General features: G+C 44.3%; 22 protein-coding genes. 12 read left to right on the forward strand and 10 right to left on the reverse strand.

The window, feature by feature from the left end:
• Positions 1-13 precede the first annotated feature (13 nt).
• Positions 14-1,492 (reverse strand): peptide MFS transporter, encoded by a 1,479-nt coding sequence (locus P3L57_RS02135; protein WP_044161897.1) that lies wholly within the window; start codon positions 1,490-1,492, stop codon positions 14-16.
• A gap of 279 nt (positions 1,493-1,771) precedes the next feature.
• On the opposite strand from P3L57_RS02135, the gene P3L57_RS02140 reads away from it, so the two are divergent.
• Positions 1,772-3,526 carry a right-handed parallel beta-helix repeat-containing protein gene (locus P3L57_RS02140; protein ID WP_083244553.1) on the forward strand — a complete coding sequence of 585 codons (1,755 nt, stop codon included), beginning with the start codon at positions 1,772-1,774 and terminating at the stop codon, positions 3,524-3,526.
• 16 nt (positions 3,527-3,542) lie between these two features.
• Here P3L57_RS02140 and P3L57_RS02145 read toward each other — a convergent pair whose 3' ends face one another.
• Positions 3,543-3,764 carry a YczF family membrane protein gene (locus tag P3L57_RS02145; protein WP_044161896.1) on the reverse strand — a complete coding sequence of 74 codons (222 nt, stop codon included), beginning with the start codon at positions 3,762-3,764 and terminating at the stop codon, positions 3,543-3,545.
• Between the two features lie 126 nt (positions 3,765-3,890).
• Here P3L57_RS02145 and gerKA point away from each other — a divergent pair, with 126 nt between their 5' ends.
• The 3 genes from gerKA to P3L57_RS02160 are packed head-to-tail and all read left to right on the forward strand — an operon-like array spanning position 3,891 to position 7,879.
• Positions 3,891-5,519, forward strand: coding sequence for a spore germination protein GerKA (gerKA, locus tag P3L57_RS02150; RefSeq protein WP_044161894.1), 1,629 nt, complete (start codon positions 3,891-3,893; stop codon positions 5,517-5,519).
• Positions 5,509-6,732 (forward strand): Ger(x)C family spore germination protein, encoded by a 1,224-nt coding sequence (locus P3L57_RS02155; RefSeq protein ID WP_044161892.1) that lies wholly within the window; start codon positions 5,509-5,511, stop codon positions 6,730-6,732. The genes gerKA and P3L57_RS02155 overlap by 11 nt, the downstream gene beginning before the upstream one ends.
• A gap of 22 nt (positions 6,733-6,754) precedes the next feature.
• Positions 6,755-7,879, forward strand: a complete 1,125-nt coding sequence (locus tag P3L57_RS02160) for an endospore germination permease GerKB (RefSeq protein ID WP_069487495.1) — start codon at positions 6,755-6,757, stop codon at positions 7,877-7,879.
• A gap of 102 nt (positions 7,880-7,981) precedes the next feature.
• On the opposite strand, the gene P3L57_RS02165 is transcribed toward P3L57_RS02160, so the two are convergent.
• Both P3L57_RS02165 and P3L57_RS02170 read right to left on the reverse strand, forming a co-directional pair.
• Positions 7,982-8,662, reverse strand: coding sequence for an ABC transporter ATP-binding protein (locus P3L57_RS02165; RefSeq protein ID WP_044161887.1), 681 nt, complete (start codon positions 8,660-8,662; stop codon positions 7,982-7,984).
• A gap of 15 nt (positions 8,663-8,677) precedes the next feature.
• Positions 8,678-10,132: an ABC transporter permease gene (locus tag P3L57_RS02170; RefSeq protein WP_059353096.1), complete on the reverse strand. Its 1,455-nt coding sequence runs from the start codon at positions 10,130-10,132 to the stop codon at positions 8,678-8,680.
• Positions 10,133-10,344: 212 nt separating this feature from the next.
• On the opposite strand from P3L57_RS02170, the gene yclJ reads away from it, so the two are divergent.
• From yclJ to phrC, 4 genes are all read left to right on the forward strand, one after another.
• Positions 10,345-11,028 carry a two-component system response regulator YclJ gene (gene yclJ / locus P3L57_RS02175; protein ID WP_024120210.1) on the forward strand — a complete coding sequence of 228 codons (684 nt, stop codon included), beginning with the start codon at positions 10,345-10,347 and terminating at the stop codon, positions 11,026-11,028.
• Positions 11,015-12,424: a two-component system sensor histidine kinase YclK gene (yclK, locus tag P3L57_RS02180; protein ID WP_082687805.1), complete on the forward strand. Its 1,410-nt coding sequence runs from the start codon at positions 11,015-11,017 to the stop codon at positions 12,422-12,424. Before yclJ ends, yclK begins: the two co-directional genes overlap by 14 nt.
• Before the next feature lie 186 nt (positions 12,425-12,610).
• On the forward strand, positions 12,611-13,759 hold the full coding sequence (rapC, locus tag P3L57_RS02185; RefSeq protein WP_024120212.1) for a response regulator aspartate phosphatase RapC: 1,149 nt from the start codon (positions 12,611-12,613) through the stop codon (positions 13,757-13,759).
• Complete coding sequence (gene phrC, locus P3L57_RS02190; protein WP_010333023.1) at positions 13,743-13,865, forward strand: phosphatase RapC inhibitor PhrC; 123 nt, start codon at positions 13,743-13,745, stop codon at positions 13,863-13,865. The genes rapC and phrC overlap by 17 nt, the downstream gene beginning before the upstream one ends.
• Positions 13,866-13,969: 104 nt before the next feature.
• Here the strand turns inward: phrC and P3L57_RS02195 are convergent, their stop codons facing one another.
• The 3 genes from P3L57_RS02195 to P3L57_RS02205 form a co-directional block, all read right to left on the reverse strand.
• Positions 13,970-14,062 (reverse strand): YjcZ family sporulation protein, encoded by a 93-nt coding sequence (locus P3L57_RS02195; RefSeq protein WP_024120214.1) that lies wholly within the window; start codon positions 14,060-14,062, stop codon positions 13,970-13,972.
• A gap of 146 nt (positions 14,063-14,208) precedes the next feature.
• On the reverse strand, positions 14,209-14,319 hold the full coding sequence (locus tag P3L57_RS02200) for a YjcZ family sporulation protein (RefSeq protein WP_024120215.1): 111 nt from the start codon (positions 14,317-14,319) through the stop codon (positions 14,209-14,211).
• Between the two features lie 152 nt (positions 14,320-14,471).
• Positions 14,472-15,836, reverse strand: a complete 1,365-nt coding sequence (locus P3L57_RS02205; RefSeq protein WP_069487496.1) for an aspartate kinase — start codon at positions 15,834-15,836, stop codon at positions 14,472-14,474.
• A 385-nt stretch (positions 15,837-16,221) separates the two neighbouring features.
• Between P3L57_RS02205 and yclN the strand changes: the two genes are divergently transcribed.
• From yclN to P3L57_RS02225, 4 genes are read left to right on the forward strand one after another with little or no spacing between them, the layout of a single operon-like run.
• Entirely contained in the window at positions 16,222-17,172 is a 951-nt protein-coding gene (gene yclN / locus P3L57_RS02210; protein ID WP_044161881.1) for a petrobactin ABC transporter permease YclN, read from the forward strand.
• Positions 17,165-18,112 carry a petrobactin ABC transporter permease YclO gene (gene yclO, locus P3L57_RS02215; RefSeq protein WP_024120217.1) on the forward strand — a complete coding sequence of 316 codons (948 nt, stop codon included), beginning with the start codon at positions 17,165-17,167 and terminating at the stop codon, positions 18,110-18,112. Before yclN ends, yclO begins: the two co-directional genes overlap by 8 nt.
• Positions 18,106-18,864, forward strand: a complete 759-nt coding sequence (yclP, locus tag P3L57_RS02220) for a petrobactin ABC transporter ATP-binding protein YclP (RefSeq protein WP_044161880.1) — start codon at positions 18,106-18,108, stop codon at positions 18,862-18,864. The genes yclO and yclP overlap by 7 nt, the downstream gene beginning before the upstream one ends.
• Positions 18,865-18,885: 21 nt before the next feature.
• Positions 18,886-19,839, forward strand: a complete 954-nt coding sequence (locus tag P3L57_RS02225) for a siderophore ABC transporter substrate-binding protein (protein WP_069487497.1) — start codon at positions 18,886-18,888, stop codon at positions 19,837-19,839.
• A 48-nt stretch (positions 19,840-19,887) separates the two neighbouring features.
• On the opposite strand, the gene P3L57_RS02230 is transcribed toward P3L57_RS02225, so the two are convergent.
• The 3 genes from P3L57_RS02230 to P3L57_RS02240 form a co-directional block, all read right to left on the reverse strand.
• The gene (locus P3L57_RS02230) at positions 19,888-21,306 is read right to left on the reverse strand and encodes an MDR family MFS transporter (RefSeq protein ID WP_044161878.1); all 1,419 of its coding nucleotides are present in this window, start codon (positions 21,304-21,306) and stop codon (positions 19,888-19,890) included.
• Between the two features lie 18 nt (positions 21,307-21,324).
• Positions 21,325-22,203, reverse strand: coding sequence for a TetR/AcrR family transcriptional regulator (locus P3L57_RS02235; RefSeq protein ID WP_069487498.1), 879 nt, complete (start codon positions 22,201-22,203; stop codon positions 21,325-21,327).
• Between the two features lie 161 nt (positions 22,204-22,364).
• Positions 22,365-23,114, reverse strand: coding sequence for an NADPH-dependent oxidoreductase (locus P3L57_RS02240; protein ID WP_044161874.1), 750 nt, complete (start codon positions 23,112-23,114; stop codon positions 22,365-22,367).
• Position 23,115 lies beyond the last annotated feature (1 nt).

Raw genomic sequence — 23,115 nt, forward strand, 5'->3', positions numbered from 1 at the left:
GGGATTTTCTTTATTATAAGATACCTTTCATCGCACGTTTGATGATCGGTGAGATCAGCAGCAGAATGCCGCCGAGTATGATAGAAATCAAGCCGATGGTACCGAAGTACGTTGTTTCAGGTATTTTATCAAACAACCCGGCTACTTGGGCATTGATCGCCTGGGCTGCTGCGTTAGTCAGAAACCACATACTCATTGTCTGTGCAGAGAATGCAGCTGGCGCCAGTTTTGTTGTCACGGATAAACCGACTGGTGACAGGCACAGCTCTCCAAGCACGACAAGCAGGAAGCTGAGAACGAGCCACAGCGGGCTTACGAGTGCTTCTTTCCCTTGCATAGCCGGGAATACCATAATGATAAATGACAATCCGGCTAAAATAATTCCGATTGAAAATTTAACTGGTGTGGACGGCTGGCGTTTGCCAAGCTTCATCCAAAGCCATGCGAAAATTGGTGCGAAAATGACGATAAACAAGGGGTTTAATGATTGGAACCAAGATGACTGAAGTTCTATTCCGCCCAATGAAAGTCTTATGCGTTCATCAGCGTATACCGCAAGAATGGTCGCTCCTTGTTCCTGAATGGCCCAGAACATGACAGCACCGATAAACAAAGGAACGTAAGCGGCAAGACGAGATTTTTCTGTTTTGTCCGCTTTTTTGCTTGTAAACATGATGATGAAATAAATAACAGGAATCAAAATACCGAGAATACTTACAAGGTCGATGAAACGGTTGATCGTCAGCACGCCTGTTTGTACAGAAATCATCACTGCGATCGCCACAATGATAACACCGATTCCGGTGCCGATTGCAGATTTTTTAGACAGCGGATTCGGCACATTTGAACCTGCAGGTCCGAGGTTTTTCTTTCTTGTCAAAGCAAATACGATAAGTCCAAGAAGCATTCCGACCGCGGCAGCTCCGAAGCCGAGATGATAGTTGTACTTCTGTCCGAGTGTTCCGACAATTAACGGCGCGAGTAAACCGCCGAGGTTAATCCCCATGTAGAAAATACTGAAACCTGAGTCGCGGCGCGGGTCTTCTTTCGTGTAAAGATCTCCAACGACGCTCGAAACGTTTGGTTTTAATAAGCCTGTTCCGATAATGATAAGCACCATGCTGATATAGAATGCTATCGCGCTGCCCGGATAGGCGAGTGCAATGTGGCCGAACATAATAAATATGCCGCCGTAAAACACGGTGTTTGCGGTACCGAATACCCGATCAGCGAGCCATCCGCCAATAATAGTGGACATGTATACGAGTGATCCGTAAATCGACATAATGGCAACCGCAGTGCCTTTGTCAAAGCCAAGCCCTCCGTTTACCGTCTCTGTATACAAATAGTAAAGCAAGATTGCTCTCATTCCATAGTAAGAGAAACGCTCCCAAAATTCGGTGAAAAATAGTGTAAATAGTCCTCGCGGGTGACCAAAGAACCCTTTTTGCGGGACGCTTTTAATGATACTTTCGTTATCAATCGAAGCCATGTCAGCCAAACCCTTTCTTAAAAAAGTGTATTATAAAAATCATATTCTTATATAATACTTGTGTCAATATAAATTATACTCATTTCAAGAAGTTCCAGAATGGAAAAACTATAAAGGTAGAAAACAGTGAGTTTTTTCTGTTTCTTATGTCTCATATTGTTACATTTTCTAACGATAGTATTTCTTTATACTTTTTTAATAAAATTTTAGAGAAATGTACAAGCAGATCGGGCTGCCGCGAATATCATGGTAACAATCATGCGGGAGGAGGTTGGATCATTGGCTGAATTCATCTTGAATGCAGCAGATTTCGGTATTTCAGGGGACGGAAAAACGGATTCGACAGAACTGATTAATCAATGCCTCAGCGCGGCTGTTTCAAAGGGGTACCATACAGTCTGGTTCCCGAAAGGAACATATTTAATTGACGGGACGCTTGGAGGGGATGCGAATCAGGTGTTTCGCAACGCTGGGATTATTGTTCCCGGCAATCTTCATATTGTCATGGACTCTGAGTGTATCATCAAAGTCATTCCGAACAGCTCCTGGGGGTATTCTGCATTTTATGTAGGCAAGCAAGAGAATATAACCATTTCCGGTGGACAAATTATCGGCGAGCGCGACGAGCATACGTATGCGTCCGCGGGGATAAGGTCAACCCATGAATGGGGCTTCGGCATTTGTATTGAAGGGTGTTCAAATGTTGTCGTTGATGATGTCAACATTTCTGATTTTACCGGAGATGGGATCATTATCAGTCCGCGGGGCTTAAAGACAAATAACGATTATCGAACATCAGAGCACATTACCATCCGCCGCTGTAAGGTTCGGCGATCGAGGAGAAATAACATTTCGATTACCGGATGTGACACAGTTACGGTGGAGGGCTGCGTGATTGAAGATGCCGGAACGGGAAATGGAACAGCGCCGAAATTCGGAATTGACATTGAAGGATATGGTGAAGGAAATATTGATTATGAGGAACCGCTCAATGTCTCGATTCGAAATAACTATTTTAATGGAAACGTTTCAAGTTCTGTGACCAATTTTAACGGGTACGGCATTTCAATAGAAGGAAACCACTCAGACAATACAATCAGCTATGGGTACGGCACTCAAACGGTCATTAAGGGGAATATCCTCAGAAGGGCGGAAGACGCGGCTGCGGCGCCTAGAGTCGGGATTACCGGATTGGGTGTTTCACAAGGAAAAGAAAGCAGTGATGCAGTGATCGCCGGCAACCTCATTACCGGATTTTCAACCGGAATTGATGTCAGAGGAAAGAGCGTTCTTGTCACGAACAACAAAATCAGCAATTTTGAAAACACAGGGATATTGGTTTATCAGTCTTCCGACGTAAAGGTAGACGGCAACCAGATTGAAAACGGACTGTCTGAAACAAGGCGCAGTACCGGCCTTCGAGCGGTGCTGTCTGATGATACCGCATTTCTGAATAACTGTCTTATTCAAGTCATCGACGGGGTGAACATTTCAGGAGGCGATATGATCATTAAAGACAATGTGCTGAGAAAATTCAGCCGCGGCATTTGGATCGCTCAAGGAAGCGCGTTGATCGAAGGAAATACGCTTAACCCCGACGCGTTTGAAGCGGCCCTTGAATCGTATGCCGTTTCTGTCACAAACAATGCTGGCGCAATCATTAAAAACAATACATTTAAAAACTTTAAAAATTACCCGGTTTACTGTACGACAAGTGCAAAAACCTCTATTGTCGGAAACCATTTTGAAAGATCTCCTCTTCTAGTGACCATCTATATCAGCACCGGCGTTCATGACATTTTTGATAATACCATTTCAGTCAATAGAACAGCCGGCAGACCGATTGTGATTTATCTCAACGGCTCCTCAGGCTCTATCATTTCAGGAAACACCATCAATAACCTCTCCGCAAGCACGGCGGTGGCCATTCAAACGGACACCTCAACCAATTCCGCCATCATCGGAAATCGAATCATCAAAGGAACCATCACCAACAATAACGGAGATAAGGTAAACGGCAATATGATCGTCTGAACAAAAGCGCCTCGCTCTAGGGGCTCTTTTTGTTCGATTTATAGATCACGAATATCTCTCTCACCAATAGCAAAACAAAAAATAAAAGCATCATCCATTCCGCAAACGATGTCATCTTGAAGCTGGACATATTATTATAAATGGCTTTTCCTAAACTGAATCCTTGAAGCATGTCCATGAAAACTGAAATCACCAACAAACATATTAATAAAACAGCCGTCACGCCTAATATTTTCATCCTTCATCACCCTCCGCTTTTAGTGTCTATCTTTATGAGAGAGTTATACCCGCTCGCCAGTAACATGCATAATCTTAAGGCTGACAGGAAGAATATGAGAAAACGATAAGGAAAGGTATTTTGTGTATGCCGTCATTTTTTAAGCAAAAGAAAAATACCGAAACGAAAGACAGCCAGAAACAAGAAGATAAGAATCAGCAGAAGAGAGAAGAAGGGCCGATTCTGGCTTCTTCAAGTTTGGCGAAAAATGTGGCGGACATGAAGAAGAAAGTCGGAAGCAGCTCTGATGTCATTATTCGGGAAGTGAAAGCAGGGGAACAGGATGAAGTTCACCTGGCCATTATTTATATCGCGGGTCTGGTCGATAATAACACGATACATGAATCGTTAATCGAGCCTTTGATTCAGGATCAAACCATCCAAAACGCCCATGCGATAAAGCAGATCCTTGAAAAAACGCTTCCGCTGGGCGGAGTAAAAGCTGAAAAGAGCTGGGACAAGCTGTTCACTGAATTGATGCTTGGAAATGCGCTGGTTTTTGCGGACGGTTCTGATGAGGCGCTTATCTGCAGCACCCAGGGGGGAGAGCACCGTTCCATACAAGAGCCGAGCACCCAGATGTCATTCCGGGGCCCGCGCCAAGGGTTTACAGAGTCTTTGCAAACCAATATTTCCATGATTCGGCGATACATTAAAAATCCCAATGTATGGGTCGAAAAAATGAAAATCGGTTCTGTAACAAATACGGATATCGCGCTGATGTACATTCACGGCATTTGTGATGAAAAGGTGCTGAAGGAAGTGAGGCAGCGCCTGAAAAAAATAGACATTGACAGTATTTTAGAATCCGGATACATCGAGCAGCTAATCGAAGACGAAACGTTTACGACGTTTCCGACCATGTATCACACGGAACGCCCTGACGTCGTCGCAGGAAATCTATTAGAAGGAAGATTTGCAATCGTTGTGGACGGAACACCGTTTGTTCTGATTGCCCCAGCCTTATTTATTCAATTTTTTCAGTCGGTTGAAGATTATTATTCACGCTTTGACATTGCGACAAGTATACGAATTCTGCGGATATTTATCTTTTTTATTTCACTTGTCGCACCTGCTGTTTATGTGGCAGCCACGACGTTTCATCAGGAAATGATTCCGACACAGCTGTTAATCGTCATTGCTGCCCAGCGGGAAATCGTTCCGTTTCCGGCCGTTGTTGAAGCCATCACAATGGAGGTTGCTTTTGAGATTCTCAGGGAAGCTGGGGTCAGACTGCCGAGGGTTGTAGGATCGGCTGTTTCGATTGTAGGCGCGCTAGTTATCGGCCAAGCTGCTGTTCAGGCTGGTATCGTGTCTCCGGCTATGGTCATCATCGTTGCCATAACGGCAATTGCCAGCTTTGCAACCCCGGCGTTTGCCATGGCGATATCTGCCCGCCTCATCCGGTTTATGTTTATCATTGCTTCTGCCGTAATGGGTTTTTACGGGCTGGTATTAGGGATTATTATGATGTTTGTTCATTTATGCAGTCTGCGTTCCTTTGGTGTTCCTTATATGTCGCCGCTTGCGCCCTTTTCTTCACAAGGCGTGAAGGACACGCTGTTCCGTGTTCCTTGGTGGGCCGACCAGAAAAGGCCCGAATCCATCAGCAAAAAAGATAAGGTCCGTCAGGGGAAAGACCAGCGTCCTCAGCCGGATGGTTCACGCGGAATGGTGAACAAAGAGTTGAGAGAAGGAGATCAAGATGATACGTAAACGTGTACTAGCCGTTATCATGCTTTTGAGCATCATTGTGCTGCCCGGCTGCTGGGATAAGCGTGAGCTGACAGATCTTGCGATTATTTCGGCAATCGGCATTGATCGGACAAATGAAGGGAATTACGTACTGCACTTTCAGATTATTAATCCCGGAAACGTCGCCGGAGGGCTTCAGGGCGGCGGTGCGGGAGACAGGCCGCCTGTATCCGTCTATTCCATAGTAGGCGACAACATGACGGAAGCGCTCAGAAAAGCCTCTATGAAAATATCCAGGCGGCTTTATTTTGCCCATACCAACCTGGTCGTGATCAGTGAAAAGCTGGCGAAAGAGGAAGGTTTGAATTTTGTGTTAGATAACCTTGACCGCGATACGGAATTCAGGACCACAGCAACGATTGTCATCGCCCATAAAACGAAAGCCGAAAATATCGTCAAAACGCTTACGCCGATTGATAAAATTCCTTCCAATAAAGTCAATAAAACACTCGACTTCACGCAAGCGCAATATGGGCGGGTGATTAAAACCAGTATCCAAGATGTCTTGAAAACACTTGCTATTACAACAGAAGCGCCGGTGATCCCCGGATACAGGATGATCGGGGATGATAAAAAAGGAGTCAGCCTGGAAAACACACAGGCGACTGACCCGCAAGCCATTCTTCAGGCGGACGGTTTGGCGGTATTCGATAAAAGAGGCCATTTAAAATATTGGATTGAAGATAAGGACAAAGTTGGGGTTGTCTGGCTTAAGAATCAAATCCAGCATACGTTTATTAATGCCGATTGGAAGAAGACAAAAGATGCGGTAAGCTTACAGGTCACGCATCAGACAACAAAGCTTAACCCGGAAATACGAAACGGCCGTCCCCGCATTCATGTTCACGTGACGGTTGAAGGCATAATAGACGCAGTAAAGTATCCATTTCATTTGTCTGACCCAAAGGTGTTAGCCGATATCGAAAAAGCACTCAATAAACAGCTGGAAAAGGAAATCAGCCATGCAGTTGAAAAGATAAAGGAACATAAAATCGACTTTATCGGATTCGGAGACACGATATACAGGAAGTATCCGAAGCAGTGGAAAAAAATGAGGGATACATGGGACAAAGAATATTTGCCTGATCTGCCTGTCGATATAAAGGCGGAGACGTATATCAGAAGAACGGGGCTGCGAAATAATCCGCTCAGAAACCAGCTTAATCATGAATAGGTCAAGAAAGGAGTAGTGACAGATGGAAAAAGCCAAAATCAGCATTAGGCAGCTGTTTGTCATGATGATCATTTTTGAGCTGGGCAGCTCCTTATTGATTACACCGGGAACGATGGCGGGCCGGGATGCCTGGATAGCAGTGCTGTTAGGCTGTGCAGTTGGTTTATTTCTTTTTTACTTGTATCAGGGGATCTATCAATGCTATCCGGAGTTCTCCCCGAAAGAATACATGGATGATATGCTCGGCAAAAAGATGAGCTGGTTCTTTTCGTTTCTTTATATCTTATATTTTGCATATATTGCCGCCCGGGTGCTGCGTGATTTCGGAGAAATGCTGCTGACGTTTGCTTACCATGATACTCCGATTATCATCGTGAATGCTTTACTAATGGTGGTCAGCATATATGCCGTCAGAAAAGGAATTGAAGTGCTGGCGCGGGCGGGCGAGCTTCTCTTCGGGGCAATGTATCTATTGGGGGCGCTCGGTCTCGTGCTGATCATTGTATCGGGTTCCATAGATCTGAAAAATTTAAAACCGGTTTTAGCAGACGGGATTTTCCCTGTTATTCATTCTGTTTTTACACAAACCATGTACGTTCCGTTCGGTGAAATTGTTTTATTTGTAATGATTTTCCCTAATCTCAATGATCGCAAGAATGTCAAAAAAGTGGGGATGCTCGCTACGGTCATCAGCGGATTGATTGTGGCGCTTACCGTAGCGATTAATATCAGTGTGCTTGATGTTGATCTGACATTGCGATCGCAGTTTCCGCTTTTAAGTACGATTCAGACAATCAAAGTGGAAGAATTTCTGGATCGGCTTGATATCTTTTTTATGCTGGCACTGATTATCGGCGGCTTTTTCAAAGTCAGCCTCTATCTGTATGCGGTGGTGGTGGGTGCGTCCACTCTTTTTAAGGAAAAAAATCCTTCACAGTTGGCATATCCAATGGGACTGGGCATACTCATCCTCTCTATCGCAATTGCCACCAACTTTTCAGAGCATCTAAATGAAGGGCTGAAAGTAGTGCCGCTGTACATTCATTTGCCCTTTCAAGTGCTGTTTCCATTATTTCTGTTTATCCTCGCTGTTTGGAAAAAGAAGAGAAGAGAGAAATCAAAGCAGGCTGAAAAACAGAAACAATAAAAAGAGCGGGGGGATGCAGCCGCCGCTCTTTTTACGTTCACTTCTATATAAAAGGGGGATATAGGTTGCGCCCCTGTCTGCACTGGCAGAGGCGCGTTTTTGTTAGACGACTGCGGCGTTTTCCGTCACAGTAAAGCTTCCTCGTGAAAGTCTGATGTTAGTGTCAGAGACCCTTGCAATTTGTTCATCATGCGTCACCATGATGATGCATTTATTTTCTTTGTGCGCCAAATCCTGAAAGAGCCGCACAATTTCTTTTGACGTATCCTCGTCAAGGTTTCCGGTCGGTTCATCGGCTACGATCAAGTCCGTGTCACAGCAAAACGCTCTTGTAATGGAAACACGCTGCTGCTGTCCGCCGCTTAATGTCAGCACCTTTTGCCGGGCTTGTTTTTCATTGATGCCGACCTTCTCCAGCATCTCCAACGCATATGCTTCTTTGTTCTTTTCCTTTGAACCTGTGATTTCCATGGCGGTTGTCACATTTTGCAGAGCTGTCATATATGGAAGCAGGTTGTACGCCTGAAAGACAATGGATACGTATTTATTTCTGAAATTCGTCAATCCGATTTTGGAAACAGCTTTTTCGTCATAAAGGATATGTCCTTCTTTAGGTGCGTCAAGTCCGCCTGCCAGAGACAGGAAGGTCGTTTTTCCTGTCCCTGATGTGCCGACAATTGTATAAAATTTACCTTTTTCAAAGCTGATATTGATATCCTGAAACAAGGGCTGGCTTTTGTCTTTATACCAGTAGCCGACTTGTTGAAATTCTAATAAGCTCATTCGTTTCGCCTCTTTCTATTCCTGTTTTGTCAATATCGTTTTCGGGTGGAGCCGCAGTACTGAAATAGACGGCAGCAGCGTTGCAATGACAGCGATTAACATTCCGATTCCGCCGAGAACAAGCATATCGTTCATCGAAACTGCCACATTCAGTGAATCAATGACGTCCGCGTTTGAAGAGCTTTGGCCGAACATTCCGTGGCCCATGCCGCCCCCGCCGCCGGGCATTTGGCCGCTTGCGGTTTGTGTTGAATCAGTTGATGAACTGATCTGCTGGGATAAGAGCTGATTGCCGAGCTGGTTGGCGACCAGATTTCCAGTCACTGATGCAATGCCGATGGCCACAACAGCCACGACCAGAATCTCAGTTAAGAACTGGCCAATCAGCTTCCACCGTTTTTCACCGATCGCCATTAACACACCCATCTCATATTTGCGCTCTCTGATTGACATCATGACAATGAGGCCAAGAATGACAGCGCCTGCTACTGATACAAGGTACACAACGTTTTTAGAGAAAGAAGCTACATTTTCGATAGGACCGACCATTTGCTGGTAAAGCTGATCGTTTGTATTTAATGTAAACGTATCAAAGTCAATTGACGTTTTCTTCGCTGCTTTTACGAATGCATCAATATGTTCAGCATCGTCCATATCATAAACAGCTGAATCAATCGTGTTTTTATAATCGTCACCTTTCAGCGCCGCTGTTGCTGTGTAAGGCGTGTAAAGCTTATTGTAAGGATTTAAGAATGAGAAATTCTGGGCTTGGTCATCGCCTGAAGACGTTGTTTTATAAATACCGACAACCTTCAGTTTGACTGTTGTATCTTCGTCTGTTGCTGATTCTATTGTGATGGAATCCCCAACGCTTACATCATTTTCTTCTGCTAATGTTTCATTGATCACTGTGACGTTTTTGCCGACATCAGATTTTGTAATCGCGCGCCCGTCTGTGATTTTTGAATCTCCGTCAGAGAATTCCTCTAACAGCGACGTGCTGATGACGCCTTCAATCGAAAGATCGGCTTGAACCATTTGTTTTCCGCCTTGCATTGGAGCGCCTTTTGTATCGCTTGAGCTTGAGTCTGTGCTCGAATCACTAGAGCTTGAGCTTTCAATCGCATCGAAGTTTCCGGCGTTGGCTGAAGCTGACGTAATGAAGTTGTAGCTCTTCACATGATCAAGCGCTGTCAGCTTATTGGCATCAGACACTTTTATCGGTGTAGATTCGAAGCTGCGTTTTTCACCGCTGTCCTGCTGCTTCTCCATTTGTTTTTGCCGGTCAACTTGAAGCGTTACGGTTCCGCCCAGCTCCTGTCTGGCAAGGTCGCTGGATTTTTGAGCTGCTGACTGGATCGTGAGGCCAGACAGAACAAATATACAAATCACTGTAAACACAAATAACTGCAAAAACGTTTTTCCTTTTTTGGCCTTCATGTTCCAAAAAGCCCGTTTGATAAAATTCATTTATGTTCCCCCGTATAGGTATTTTTATGGATAACACCGCCAGTGAGGCTGGCCCGCTTGTTGATAAATTTATAGTAGTCCAAAGGTATGAAAAAAATATGAACAATCTATTTCTAGTTGATGAAATAAAAACTAACAATTGTGAAACCCAAAATTCTCTGTATAAAATGGTGCTATTATATAGAAAAGCATCAAAACAATCGGAGGATCCAATGAAAATTTTAATGATAGAAGATAACGTTAGTGTTTGTACGATGACAGAGATGTTCTTTTTTAAGGAAGGTTTTGAAGCTGAATTTGTTCATGACGGTTTAGAGGGGTATCAGCGCTTTGCGGAAGAGAATTGGGATTTGGTGATTCTGGATATTATGCTTCCGTCTATGGACGGCGTAACCATCTGCAGAAAAATAAGAGAGACAAGCACGGTTCCGATTATCATGCTGACTGCCAGAGACACCGAATCAGATCAGGTGATCGGCTTTGAGATGGGTGCGGACGATTATGTGACGAAGCCATTCAGCCCGCTGACATTGGTTGCCCGCATCAAAGCCGTGAACAGAAGATATCAGGCGACGGGCAAGGCGGCAGCTGAAGAAGATACGATTGAATCGGAATGCTTTAAAATTAATAAAAAGACGAGAGAAGTATTTTTAAACGGGGAGCCTGTTGAAAACCTCACGCCTAAGGAATTTGACCTGCTTTATTACCTTGTGCAGAACCCGCGGCAGGTGTTTTCCAGAGAGCAGCTGCTTGAGCAGGTATGGGGCTATCAGTTCTACGGAGACGAACGGACTGTCGATGTTCATATTAAACGGCTGCGGAAAAAGCTTGCGAGTGAGGACAGGCCTTTCCTATATACTGTATGGGGAGTAGGGTATAAATTTGATGAGGATTAAATATTTATATCAGCTGCTGCTGAGCCATGTCAGCATATTAATTTTAGCATTTGTTATCATTATTTCTCTTTTTTCTCACTTCGTGAAAGAGTTTGCCTACCAAAATAAAGTAGAGGAACTGACGTCATATGCGGTGCAGATTGCAAGCGAATTTCAAACCGGCCAGGTTGATATGCGCCGGCTGTACCCATATCAGGATATATTACGCACAAGAAAGACACAGTTTATCATCTTTAATGAAGCACAGCAGCCTTATTTTCACCCTGAAGACTTTCACCCACGGGAAAAGCTGAAGAAAGCGGAGTGGGAGAAGCTGAAAAAAGGGCAGGTGGTCATGAACAGAGCGGATGGCCGTTTTAACGATGAGGTTTCCCTTGTTGCACAGCCGATTTTTGTTAACAATGAATTTAAAGGCGCGGTACTGCTGATTTCTCCAATCAGCGGCGTAGAGCAAATGATTAACCAGGTCAACCTCTATATGTTTTACGCGATAATCAGCACGCTTGTCATTACCATTCTCGTCAGCTGGCTGCTTTCCAAATTCCATGTGAAACGCATTCAAAAGCTGAGAGAAGCAACGGATAAAGTAGCTTCCGGCGACTATGACATCCACTTGGAAAACGGCTACCGGGATGAAATCGGGGTGCTGGCGTCTGACTTTAATATCATGGCGAAAAAATTAAAGCAGTCGAGGGATGAAATCGATCGGCTTGAGAAGCGGAGAAGGCAGTTTATTGCCGATGTATCTCATGAATTAAGAACGCCGCTGACAACCATTAACGGTTTGGTTGAAGGGCTGGACAGCAATACGATTCCAGAGGAGAATAAAGAAAAATGCTTCTCGCTCATCAGTGAGGAAACGAAGCGAATGCTGCGGCTTGTAAAAGAAAATCTCGATTACGAAAAAATCAGATCACAGCAAATCACCCTGAACAAGCTTGACGTTCCGCTGATTGAGGTATTCGAAATCATGAAAGAGCACCTTGAACAGCAGGCGGAAGAAAAGCAAAATAAGCTGATGATTCAGGTGGAGGACAGCGTGATCGTTCATGCCGACTATGACCGGTTAATTCAAATCCTCGTGAACATTACAAAAAACAGCATCCAATTTACGCAGCACGGTGACATTTGGCTGCGGGGAACAGAAGGATATAAAGAGACCATTATCGAAATTGAAGATACGGGAATCGGCATTTCAAAAGAGGATATCGAGCATATTTGGGAGCGGTTCTACAAAGCTGATATTTCAAGAACGAACACGGCGTACGGAGAATACGGCCTCGGCCTCTCCATCGTCAAGCAGCTGGTAGAAATGCATCAAGGCACAATAGACATTAAGAGTGAACAAGGGAAAGGCACAACATTCATTATCCGCCTTCCTTTACCTGCAAAATAGCAATCAATCATGTAAGGCGGCGGCATATCGTCAGATGCTGCCGCCTTCTTCTTTCTAACATCGCTTCGGTATTCCTTTTTTTATTGCGTGCTCCCGAAATAAAGATTGCGTGTTTTTCGGGTTAGGACAGTCTGTAAACATGATAAAATATGACATAAACAGTTTTTGATGGGAGAGGGTGAAGGAATGAAGAGCGGGGTAATTCCTTCTTCAGCGGTCGGTCAAAAAATTAACGAGTGGTACAAATATATCCGGACCTTCAGCGTGCCGGATGCCGAGGTGCTAAAAGCTGAAATCCAGCAGGAACTGAAACACATGCAGCATGATTCCAACTTGCTGTTATATTACTCACTAATGGAATTTCGCCACCAGCTTATGCTTGATTATCTCGAGCCGCTGGAGAAATTAAATATCGAAGACCAGCCAAGCCTGTCAGAATTATCACGAAATATAGACAGCAACCAAGCTGATCTGAAAGGGCTTCTCGATTATTATGTGAATTTTTTCCGCGGAATGTATGAGTTTGATAAGCGGGAATTTATTTCTGCCATTACATATTACAAACAGGCGGAGAAAAAACTTTCTTTTGTTTCCGATCATATTGAACGGGCTGAATTTTATTTTAAAATCGCGGAAGCTTATTATTATATGAAGCAAACGTACTTTTCATTGATTCATATCAAAAATGCATATGAAATTTATGTAGAGCAGGAAACCTATAATGTTCGGATTATCCAATGCCATTTTGTGTTCGGGGTTAACCTCATGGATGAGAGAAATTTTGAACAAGCCGCACGGCATTTCAAATTGGCGCTGGAGATGGCGGAAGCGGAACAAAAAGCCCAATTGGTCGGAAGAGCATTTTATAATTTAGGGCTGTGTTATTACAATCAAGACCTCCTCGACCCTGCCATTGAACATTTTGAGAAAGCGGTTTCCACTTTTGAAAACAGCAGAATCACCAATTCTCTGCCTCAAGCATATTTTTTAATAACACTTATTTATTATAAACGCGGAAAACATGAGAAGGCCTCGGAATATCACAAGAGGGGCTATGAATATGCTAAAGAAACAGACGATGCAGATTACGCGGTAAAATTTGAGTTTTTACAATCCCTATATCAGGCACAGCCCAATACAGAAGGAATCGAACGATGTTTCCGATATTTAAAAAATAAAAATATGTATGCTGATATAGAGGATTTAGGCCTAGAAGTAGCAAAATATTACTATGAACAAAAATGGTTTGAACTGTCTGCTTCCTACTTTCTTAGAGTTGAAGAGGCAAGAAAACAAATACAAAGGAGTGAAGGTTTGTATGAAATTGAAATCTAAGTTATTTGTTATTTGTTTGGCTGCAGCAGCTGTTTTTACAGCGGTTGGCGTCTCTGCACATGCTGAAGCATCCGACTTTCATGTCACAGAAAGAGGAATGACGTAAGAACCAGGCCCCTTCTCAATAAGAGAAGGGGTTTTCTTTTAAAGAAACAGCAACGCAGGATATGGACCTTACGGCGCCGCCTGATTCATGGAGATTCCTTTTTCTTAGTAGCCTCCGTTAAAAAATGCAGTTCCCACGATAATTAAGAGGATAAATAACACAACAATCAAAGCAAAAGAGTTTCCATAACCAGACATCTGTGTCACCTCCTTGTGAGATTACTTTATGATATGCTGCATAAACGCGGTGGACAGGGCTTTCAGGATATAGATTGAAAAATAAAGAAAACAACTAAAAAACGCCGCATGACAATGGTATTGTCTTACGGCGCTGTACTGCAGACTTAGAAGCCTCTTGTAAATGCAGTACCTACGATAATTAATAGAATAAACAATACAACGATCAAAGCGAAAGAACCGATGCCGTAACCGCCGCCGTTAGCGTATCCTGACATAAGGCTTCACCTCCCTATGATGGATACTGCAAAATATGCGGACATGGCCGGATTGATAGGGATAATAGTGGACAAGGCAAAAAAATGAACAATTCGGCTATCGCGGCGGGCAATATAAAAAGCGGGCCCTGCGGCCCGCTTTTATGTATAGATTAAGAGACCAGCACACCCGCGAAAAACTCCCGGTATAATGCTTGGACGGCTTTTCTTTCTTCGGCTTCCTTTACGCCGAACATCATGCTCACTTCAGAAGATCCTTGGTTAATCATTTCGATATTCACTTTCGCCTCTGATAAGGCTTTGGCCGCTCTTGCCGTTGTGCCGACATTATGGCGCATTGCTTCTCCTACAACCATAATCAGCGCCAGATTGTGCTCGACAATGACTTCATCGGCATGAAGGTTCTCTTTAATCTGCTTCATTACGCTTCGTTCGGCCGAAGCATCCATTTGGCCCTGTCTTAAGATGATCGTCATGTCATCAATTCCCGATGGAACATGCTCATACGTCAAACCGTGTTCTTCTAGGATTTGAAGGGCTCTGCGGCCAAACCCGATTTCTCTGTTCATTAAATACTTGCTGATGTAAATGCTGCAAAAGCCGGTATCGCTGGCAATGCCGACGACAGGACCGTTTGTGTTATCGCGTTTGCTGACGACGCGTGTCCCGTTCGCCGACGGGTTGTTCGTATTTTTGATCTGCACGGGAATGCCCGCTCTGAAGGCCGGAATGAGCGCCTCATCGTGAAACACTGAAAAGCCTGCGTACGACAGCTCGCGCATCTCTCTGTAAGTCAGCTCGCTGATTTCCTTTGGATTCTCAACAAAAGACGGATTGACAGAGTACACAGCATCCACGTCCGTAAAGTTTTCGTACAAATCGGCTTGAAGTCCGTTGGCAAGAATCGAGCCTGTAATATCAGAACCGCTCCGTGAGAAAGTCATCACATCGCCATCCTTGCTGAACCCGAAAAAGCCGGGGAATATGATGAGGCCTTCACGCTCTCTCAGCTGAAAGAGATTTTGATACGATTCAGGCAGCACCTGCGCGTTGCCGGGTTCGTTTGTTACAAAAAGGCCGGCATCCTTTGGGTTCACATATTCCGCTTTCACGCCTTTGTGGCGGAAATAGGCGGCAATCAGCTTAGCGTTGTTATCCTCACCGCTTGCTTTGACTGCGTCCAAATATTGTACGGCATTGCTTTTATCTCCTTCTAAAAGCGTAAACAAATCATCACGGATTTTTTCTATAATACACGGCTCAAGCTGAAGCTCATTTGCGATCAGAGCATACCGTTCAATGACCGCTTCCGCCAGTTCAGGGGCGCTGCCGGATGATAAATACTGTTCAGCACATGCGATTAAGAGGTCAGTCACTTTCGTATCCTCGGAATAGCGTTTGCCCGGAGCCGAAACCACGACAGCTTTGCGCGCGGGATCTGAGGTTACGATTTGAAACACCTTTTCAAGCTGTGCGCCTGAAGCGAGTGAGCTGCCTCCGAATTTAACGACCTTCATGTTTACATCTCCTAATGTTTAAAATTTTCACACAAATTTAGTATTTATTATCCCTCTTTCAGTTCTGTAAATCAAGGAGAAATTTCTTTGTGGAATGAACATTTGTATTTATAGGGAGGAATTATGTCAGGTCTGATGACGAACTTGAAGCATAGTGAAGATAAATATGGTAAACAGACTAACGATTTGTGATGGAAAAGGGTTTGAATGATTAGTAAAATTGAATAGATAATGAAGTTAATATTTTTAAAGAATATTGACTAACACTAGAAAAATGGTAATATGTAAATGATAATGATAATCAATTACTATATGGCCATATCGTTTTGAGTCCTTGCGGAGTAGGAGATACGTTCTTTTTGCTGTGAGGATGTAAGGAGGCAGCATGAAGCTACGTTACTTATTTTTTCTGCTTATCATATTAGCAGTCACTTCTGTATTTATCGGCGTAGAAGATTTGTCGCCGCTTGATCTCTTTGATTTAAGCAAAGAAGAGGCGTCAACGCTCTTTGCCAGCCGTTTGCCGCGGCTGATCAGCATTCTGATCGCGGGCATGAGCATGAGCATCTGCGGCCTGATTATGCAGCAGATCACCAGAAACAAATTCGTGTCACCGACAACGGCCGGCACGATGGACTGGGCGAGGCTGGGAATCTTAATATCCTTGCTTCTGTTTACATCGGCAAGTCCTTTAATGAAAATGCTGATTGCTTTTGTCTTTGCTTTAGTCGGCAATTTTCTGTTTATGAAAATTCTTGAAAAAATCAAGTTTAACGACACCATCTTTATTCCGCTTGTCGGTTTAATGCTCGGGAATATCGTCAGCTCAATCGCGACGTTTATCGCGTATAAATATGACCTGATCCAGAACGTGTCATCATGGCTTCAGGGGGATTTCTCCTTAGTTGTGAAAGGGAGATACGAGCTTCTTTATCTGAGTATTCCGCTTGTCATCATTGCCTATGTTTATGCGGATAAATTTACAGTGGCGGGTATGGGAGAAAGCTTTTCTGTCAACCTCGGCCTCAAGTATAAACGGGTTGTGAACATCGGGCTCATTATCGTATCCCTGATTACGTCACTTGTCATTTTGACTGTCGGTATGCTTCCGTTTCTCGGTTTAATCATCCCGAACATTGTATCGATTTACAGAGGAGACAACCTGAAAAACAGCCTGCCGCACACTGCGCTGCTGGGAGCGGTTTTTGTTCTGTTTTGCGATATATTGGGCAGAGTCATTATCTTCCCATATGAAATCTCGATTGGTCTGATGGTCGGAATCATCGGCAGCGGCATTTTCCTGTTTATGCTGTTAAGGAGAAAAGCGTATGCGTAACCAGATGAAAATTGCGTTGCTCGTTGGTATAGCCGTTGTATGTATCGGTTTGTTTCTGTTTTATGACTTAGGCAATTGGGATTACACACTGCCGAGAAGAATCAAAAAAGTCGCTGCCATTATGCTGACAGGCGGAGCGATTGCGTTTTCGACGATGATCTTCCAAACCATCTCGAATAACCGCATCCTGACGCCCAGCATTTTAGGCCTTGACTCTCTCTATATGCTGATTCAGACCGTCATCATCTTTTTGTTCGGTTCTATGAATATCGTAATCATGAATAAAAACATCAACTTCATCATCTCTGTTTTGCTGATGGTGCTGTTTTCTTTTGTTCTCTATCAGATCATGTTCAAAGGTGAGGGGAAAAATATCTTCTTTCTTCTGCTCATCGGAATCGTGTTCGGCACGCTGTTCAGCAGCCTGTCTTCCTTTATGCAGATGCTGATTGATCCGAATGAGTTTCAGGTTGTGCAGGACAAAATGTTTGCCAGCTTTAACAACATCAACACTGATTTGTTATGGCTCGCCTTCATCATCTTCCTGCTGACCGGTATTTATGTCTGGCGTTTCACGAAATTTTTTGACGTGCTGTCACTCGGCCGTGAACACGCCGTCAATTTGGGCATTAACTACGACAAAGTTGTCAAACAGATGCTGATCGTGATCGCGATCCTTGTTTCTGTTTCTACAGCGCTTGTCGGCCCGATTATGTTCTTGGGGCTTCTCGTCGTCAACCTGGCGAGAGAATTTCTGAAAACATATAAGCATTCATACTTAATCGCAGGTTCTGTTTTAATCAGCATTATTGCGTTAGTCGGGGGACAGTTTGTGGTTGAGAAAGTATTCACCTTCTCAACGACGCTGAGCGTTATTATTAATTTTGCCGGCGGGATTTATTTTATCTACTTGCTGTTAAAGGAGAATAAATCATGGTAGAGGTCAAAAATGTAAGCAAACAATATGGAGGGAAAGTTGTCCTTGAAGAGACGTCAGTCACGATTCAAAAAGGCAAAATCACCTCGTTTATCGGTCCTAACGGCGCCGGCAAAAGTACGCTGCTGTCTATTATGAGCCGCCTGACCAAAAAGGATTCCGGTGAGATTTTCATAGACGGAGAAGAGATCGGAACCTGCGACAGCAAAGAGCTTGCCAAAAAAATGAGTATTTTAAAGCAGGCGAACCAAATCAATATCAGACTGACCATCAAAGACCTTGTCAGTTTTGGCAGATTCCCTTATTCACAGGGCCGGCTGACAGAGGAAGACTGGGTTTATATCAACCAGGCGCTCAGTTATATGAAGCTGGAGGAGATTCAGGATAAGTACTTGGATCAGCTGAGCGGCGGACAGTGCCAAAGGGCTTTTATCGCAATGGTCATTGCCCAGGACACGGATTACATTTTTCTGGATGAGCCGCTGAACAACCTGGATATGAAACATTCAGTTGAAATTATGAAACTGTTGAAACGGCTGGTAGAGGAGCTTGGAAAAACAATCGTGATCGTGATTCACGATATCAACTTTGCTTCCGTCTATTCCGATCATATCGTTGCTTTGAAAAACGGCCGAATCGTAAAAGAGGGGCCGCCGGAGGAGATGATTGAAACCTCTGTGCTCGAAGAAATCTACGATATGACCATCCCGATTCAGACGATTGATAACCAAAGAATAGGTGTTTATTTTTCTTAATATACAGAAGAGGTGAAGAGCATGAAAAAGTTTGCAATTCTATTCATCGCATTGGTGACGGCTGTTGTCATTTCCGCTTGCGGAAACCAAAGCTCAAGCAGTAAAGGTTCTGACACGAAGAAAGAACAAATGACGGTGAAACACCAGCTGGACAAAAACGGCACAAAAGTGACAAAGAACCCTAAAAAAGTCGTTGTATTTGATTTAGGAAGCTTAGACACATTAGATAAATTAGGTCTTGATGATAAAGTAGCGGGCCTGCCGAAACAAGCCCTTCCTAAATATCTGTCCAAATTCAAAGATGACAAATATGCTGATGTCGGAAGCTTAAAAGAGCCAGACTTTGAAAAAGTAGCGGAGTTAGACCCTGACCTGATCATTATCTCTGGCAGACAATCTGAGTCCTACAAAGAATTCTCTAATATTGCACCGACCATTTACCTTGGCGTAGATACAGCGAACTACATGGAATCATTTAAATCAGATGCACAAACAATCGGTAAAATCTTTGATAAAGAAGATGAAGTAAAAGACGAGCTCGCAACAATTGATAACTCAATTGCGGATCTTAAGAAAACAGCTGAAAAGAAAAACAAAAACGGCCTTGTGATGATGGCGAACGACGGCAAAATCAGCGCCTTTGGTTCTAAATCAAGATACGGGCTGATCCACGACGTATTCGGCGTGACACCGGCTGATAAAAATATCAAAGCATCTACTCACGGACAAAGCGTTTCATATGAGTACATTTCAAAAACAAACCCTGATTACCTGTTTGTTATTGACCGCGGTACAGCAATCGGAGAAACATCATCTACAAAACAAGTCGTTGAAAACGACTATGTGAAAAACGTAAACGCCGTGAAAAATAATCATGTCGTTTACCTTGATTCAGCTACTTGGTACTTATCAGGAGGCGGACTTGAGTCAATGACGCAAATGATTAAAGAAGTGAAAGACGGGTTAGAGAAGTAAAACCAAAAAGAGCCTCCGCTCTCAAAGCGGGGCTCTTTTTTTATAGGATCAGCGTGCCGGCTGCTGTTCGGCAGGGCGCTGAGGTTTCTTTAATGTAAAGGATAGAAGTAAGCCGGCAAGCGCGATGCAGGCTGCCACAATAAAAGCGGCGTTCATGCCGTGCAGAGCGGCGTGTTTTACATTTGCGGTTCCTGCATGTGCTGCCTGGTTGCTCATCACGGATACCAGCAGAGCAGTTCCGATGGAGCCGCCGACTTGGCGAACCGTATTGTTCATCGCTGTTCCGTGCGGAATCAGGTGGCGCGGCAGCGCATTGATTCCGGCTGTTGTCACCGGCATCATAATCATCGCTGTCCCTAAGAGACGAACGGTATATAAAACGACAATCCAAGCCAGTGACGTATGGTCAGTCAGCTGCATAAACGGAAGTGATGTCAGGAAGATGATACAGAAACCTGCAATCGCCAGACCTCTTCCGCCGACACGGTCAAAAATTCTTCCGATAATCGGTGACATGAAGCCCATCACAATGGCTCCCGGCAGAAGCATAAGCCCTGTATCAAAGGCTGTGACGTCTCTGACGTTTTGTGTATACAGCGGCAGAATGGTTTCCGTACCAATTAATAAAGCAAAGACAAGGGTTCCCAGCAGGGTTGTTAAGCTGAAGATACCAAACGTAAATACGCGGAATTCCAGCATCGGTTTTTCGAGCTTCATCTGTCTTGTAATAAATAAGAGCAGCGCGATCACGCCCACAAGCAGTGAAATCAGAACCGTTGAGCTGGTCCATCCGTAAGAGCCGACGCTTGAGAAGCCATAGAGCAGCCCGCCAAATCCAAATGTCGACAGGATCACTGATAGAATATCAATCTGTGTTTTTCTTAATGTCGTCACGTTTTTCATAAGAATGATAGCGAGAAGCAAATCGATCACGGCAAACGGAAGAATGATATAAAACAATGATCTCCACGAGAAAGCTTCTACTGCCCATCCTGAAAGAGTCGGTCCGATCGCAGGCGCGAAGGAGATGACCAATCCGACCATACCCATAGCCTGGCCGCGCTTTTCAATCGGAAAGATCGTTAAAAATACTGTCTGCATGAGCGGCATCATAATACCGGCTCCGGCCGCCTGAATGATACGGGCCGTCAGCAGAACCGGAAAGTTCGGGGCAAACGTGCCGACGATTGTTCCGGCAGTGAAAATACTCATCGCCGTAATGAGAAGCGTACGGCTCGTGAATTTTTCAATTAAAAACGCAGTAATCGGAATTAAAATACCGTTTGTTAACATAAATGAAGTCGTCAGCCATTGGGCTTGGTTTGCATCTATATGAAAATCCCTCATGATATGGGGGAGAGCGGTAATTAACAGTGTCTGGTTCAAAATGGCGACAAACGCCCCGGCTAACAAAATGCCGACAATGACAGAACGGTTAAACGGTTTTTTTTCAATACTTGTGTCCAATAAGATCCCTTCTTTTCTTTAAGTAATTAACAGTGTTTTTAACATAGAAATTTGCTGTGTTAAAACACCGGTTTGTTCCAGATAGCCAATCAGTGATTTCAGTAAAAAGGCGCGGGGCTCTTCCTTTTTTGCTTCCTCTTCCAGCATGGCTGCAGCGGATGCCAACTCATCGATATCATAATCCGCGGCGGGCAGGGAAGAGATGCCTTTATGTAATTCTTTCAGGCTTTCTGATAACAGGAGTGATTTATCCTTTGGCTGGTAGGAGGACGCCGATTGGATATAAAGCTCGATGGTCTCAGGCGGAAGCAGGGACTGCCGTGTTTCTTTGTTTTTGACAATCTGATTGAGGGTGCTGATGATAAACGCTGCGATCGGGTCAAGATCAAGCGGTTTTTCCTCTATTTTGATCAGCATTAAAAACTCACGCATCATGCCGTGAAGAATGATCACCAAATCCCATACAAACGGGAGAATGGTTTCTCCATACGCCTGGATCAGCGAATCGCGGTGCCAGCAGATAATCGTTGATCTGGTCTGATGGATATGCTGTTTTACACGGTCATTGTGCAGCTTGGGGTTTCCGTAGGTCAGCATATTAAAAAACTGCTGATTCCGCCTGAATCCTTCCAGCTCCATTTTGACCTTTTGAATCAAACGCTCCTCCGGTGTCAGCGCGGTATTTTCCTGCAGTCTTGACGCCGCGGCCACCATTTGCTTCTGGTTAAACGTCAGCAGCTCCAAAAGCAAATCTTCCTTCGACTGAAACAGCTTATATATCGAAGCTTTTGATATCTTACATTCTTCTGCGATTGCCTGCATGGAAACCGACGTAAAATCCTTTTCAGAAAAAAGCTTCCGCGCGGCTAACAAGATCTCTGTTTTTTTATCAAGCATCTCTTGGCTTCCTTCTTTCTTGAACAATAGAAAACCCATTGGTTCACAGAAAACCAATGAGTACATTGATGAAATTTTACCAAATAAACAAAATGAAAGTCAATGGATTTTATCCGGACAATAAAAGGGGCCTGCCGGAATTCCGACAGGCCGGGTGTGGCTTATTTTTCAACTTTAAATCCTTGTGTTTCGAGCATTTCACGAATATGCGGATAGTACAGGCGCTCATAGTATGAGGCGATGCCTTGTGACCAGTTTCGTGTTTCTTTTCCGTTGGTCCGGTTTTTCATGTATTCGGACATTTGTTCATCATATGACTGAATGTGTGATGTCAGCTCGTCCTGCTGCAGATACGTTTCTTTGTGATAAACCGCTGCCTTTGGAAGACGAGGTTTTTTCGCTGAACGATCAGCAGGATGGCCGATGACAAGACCCGATACAGGGAACACGTATTTCGGAAGCTGAAGCAGCTCGATCAGTTCATTTGGATTTCCGCGAACCGCGCCGATCGGAACAGTGCCAAGTCCGAGTGATTCAGCCGCTGCCGTCGCTGTGCCAAGTGCGATGCCGGCATCAACTGCGCCGACAAGAACGGATTCTAGCCCGTTTGTGATTTCCATGTTGAAGTCATGCAGATCTTCAAGCGCAATTTTTGCCCGATTGAAGTCTGCGCAGAAAAGCAAGAAAACCGGAGCTTGGTCAATCCAAGGCTGTCCGCCCGCCAGCTCGGAGATTTTCTTTTTGCGCTCTTTATCCTGAATCGCGATGACGGTTACTTGCTGCCCGTTGATAGAAGAAGGGGCTGATTGCACCGCTTGTATAATGTGGTCCAGCTGCTCTTCTGGCACCGGCTCGTCCGTATAGCTGCGGATGGAGCGGTGATCTGTTAATGATTTGATTACTTCGTTCATG

It is taken from the genome of Bacillus sp. B28 (assembly GCF_029536185.1).
GTDB classification, from domain to species: Bacteria; Bacillota; Bacilli; order Bacillales; family Bacillaceae; genus Bacillus; species Bacillus halotolerans.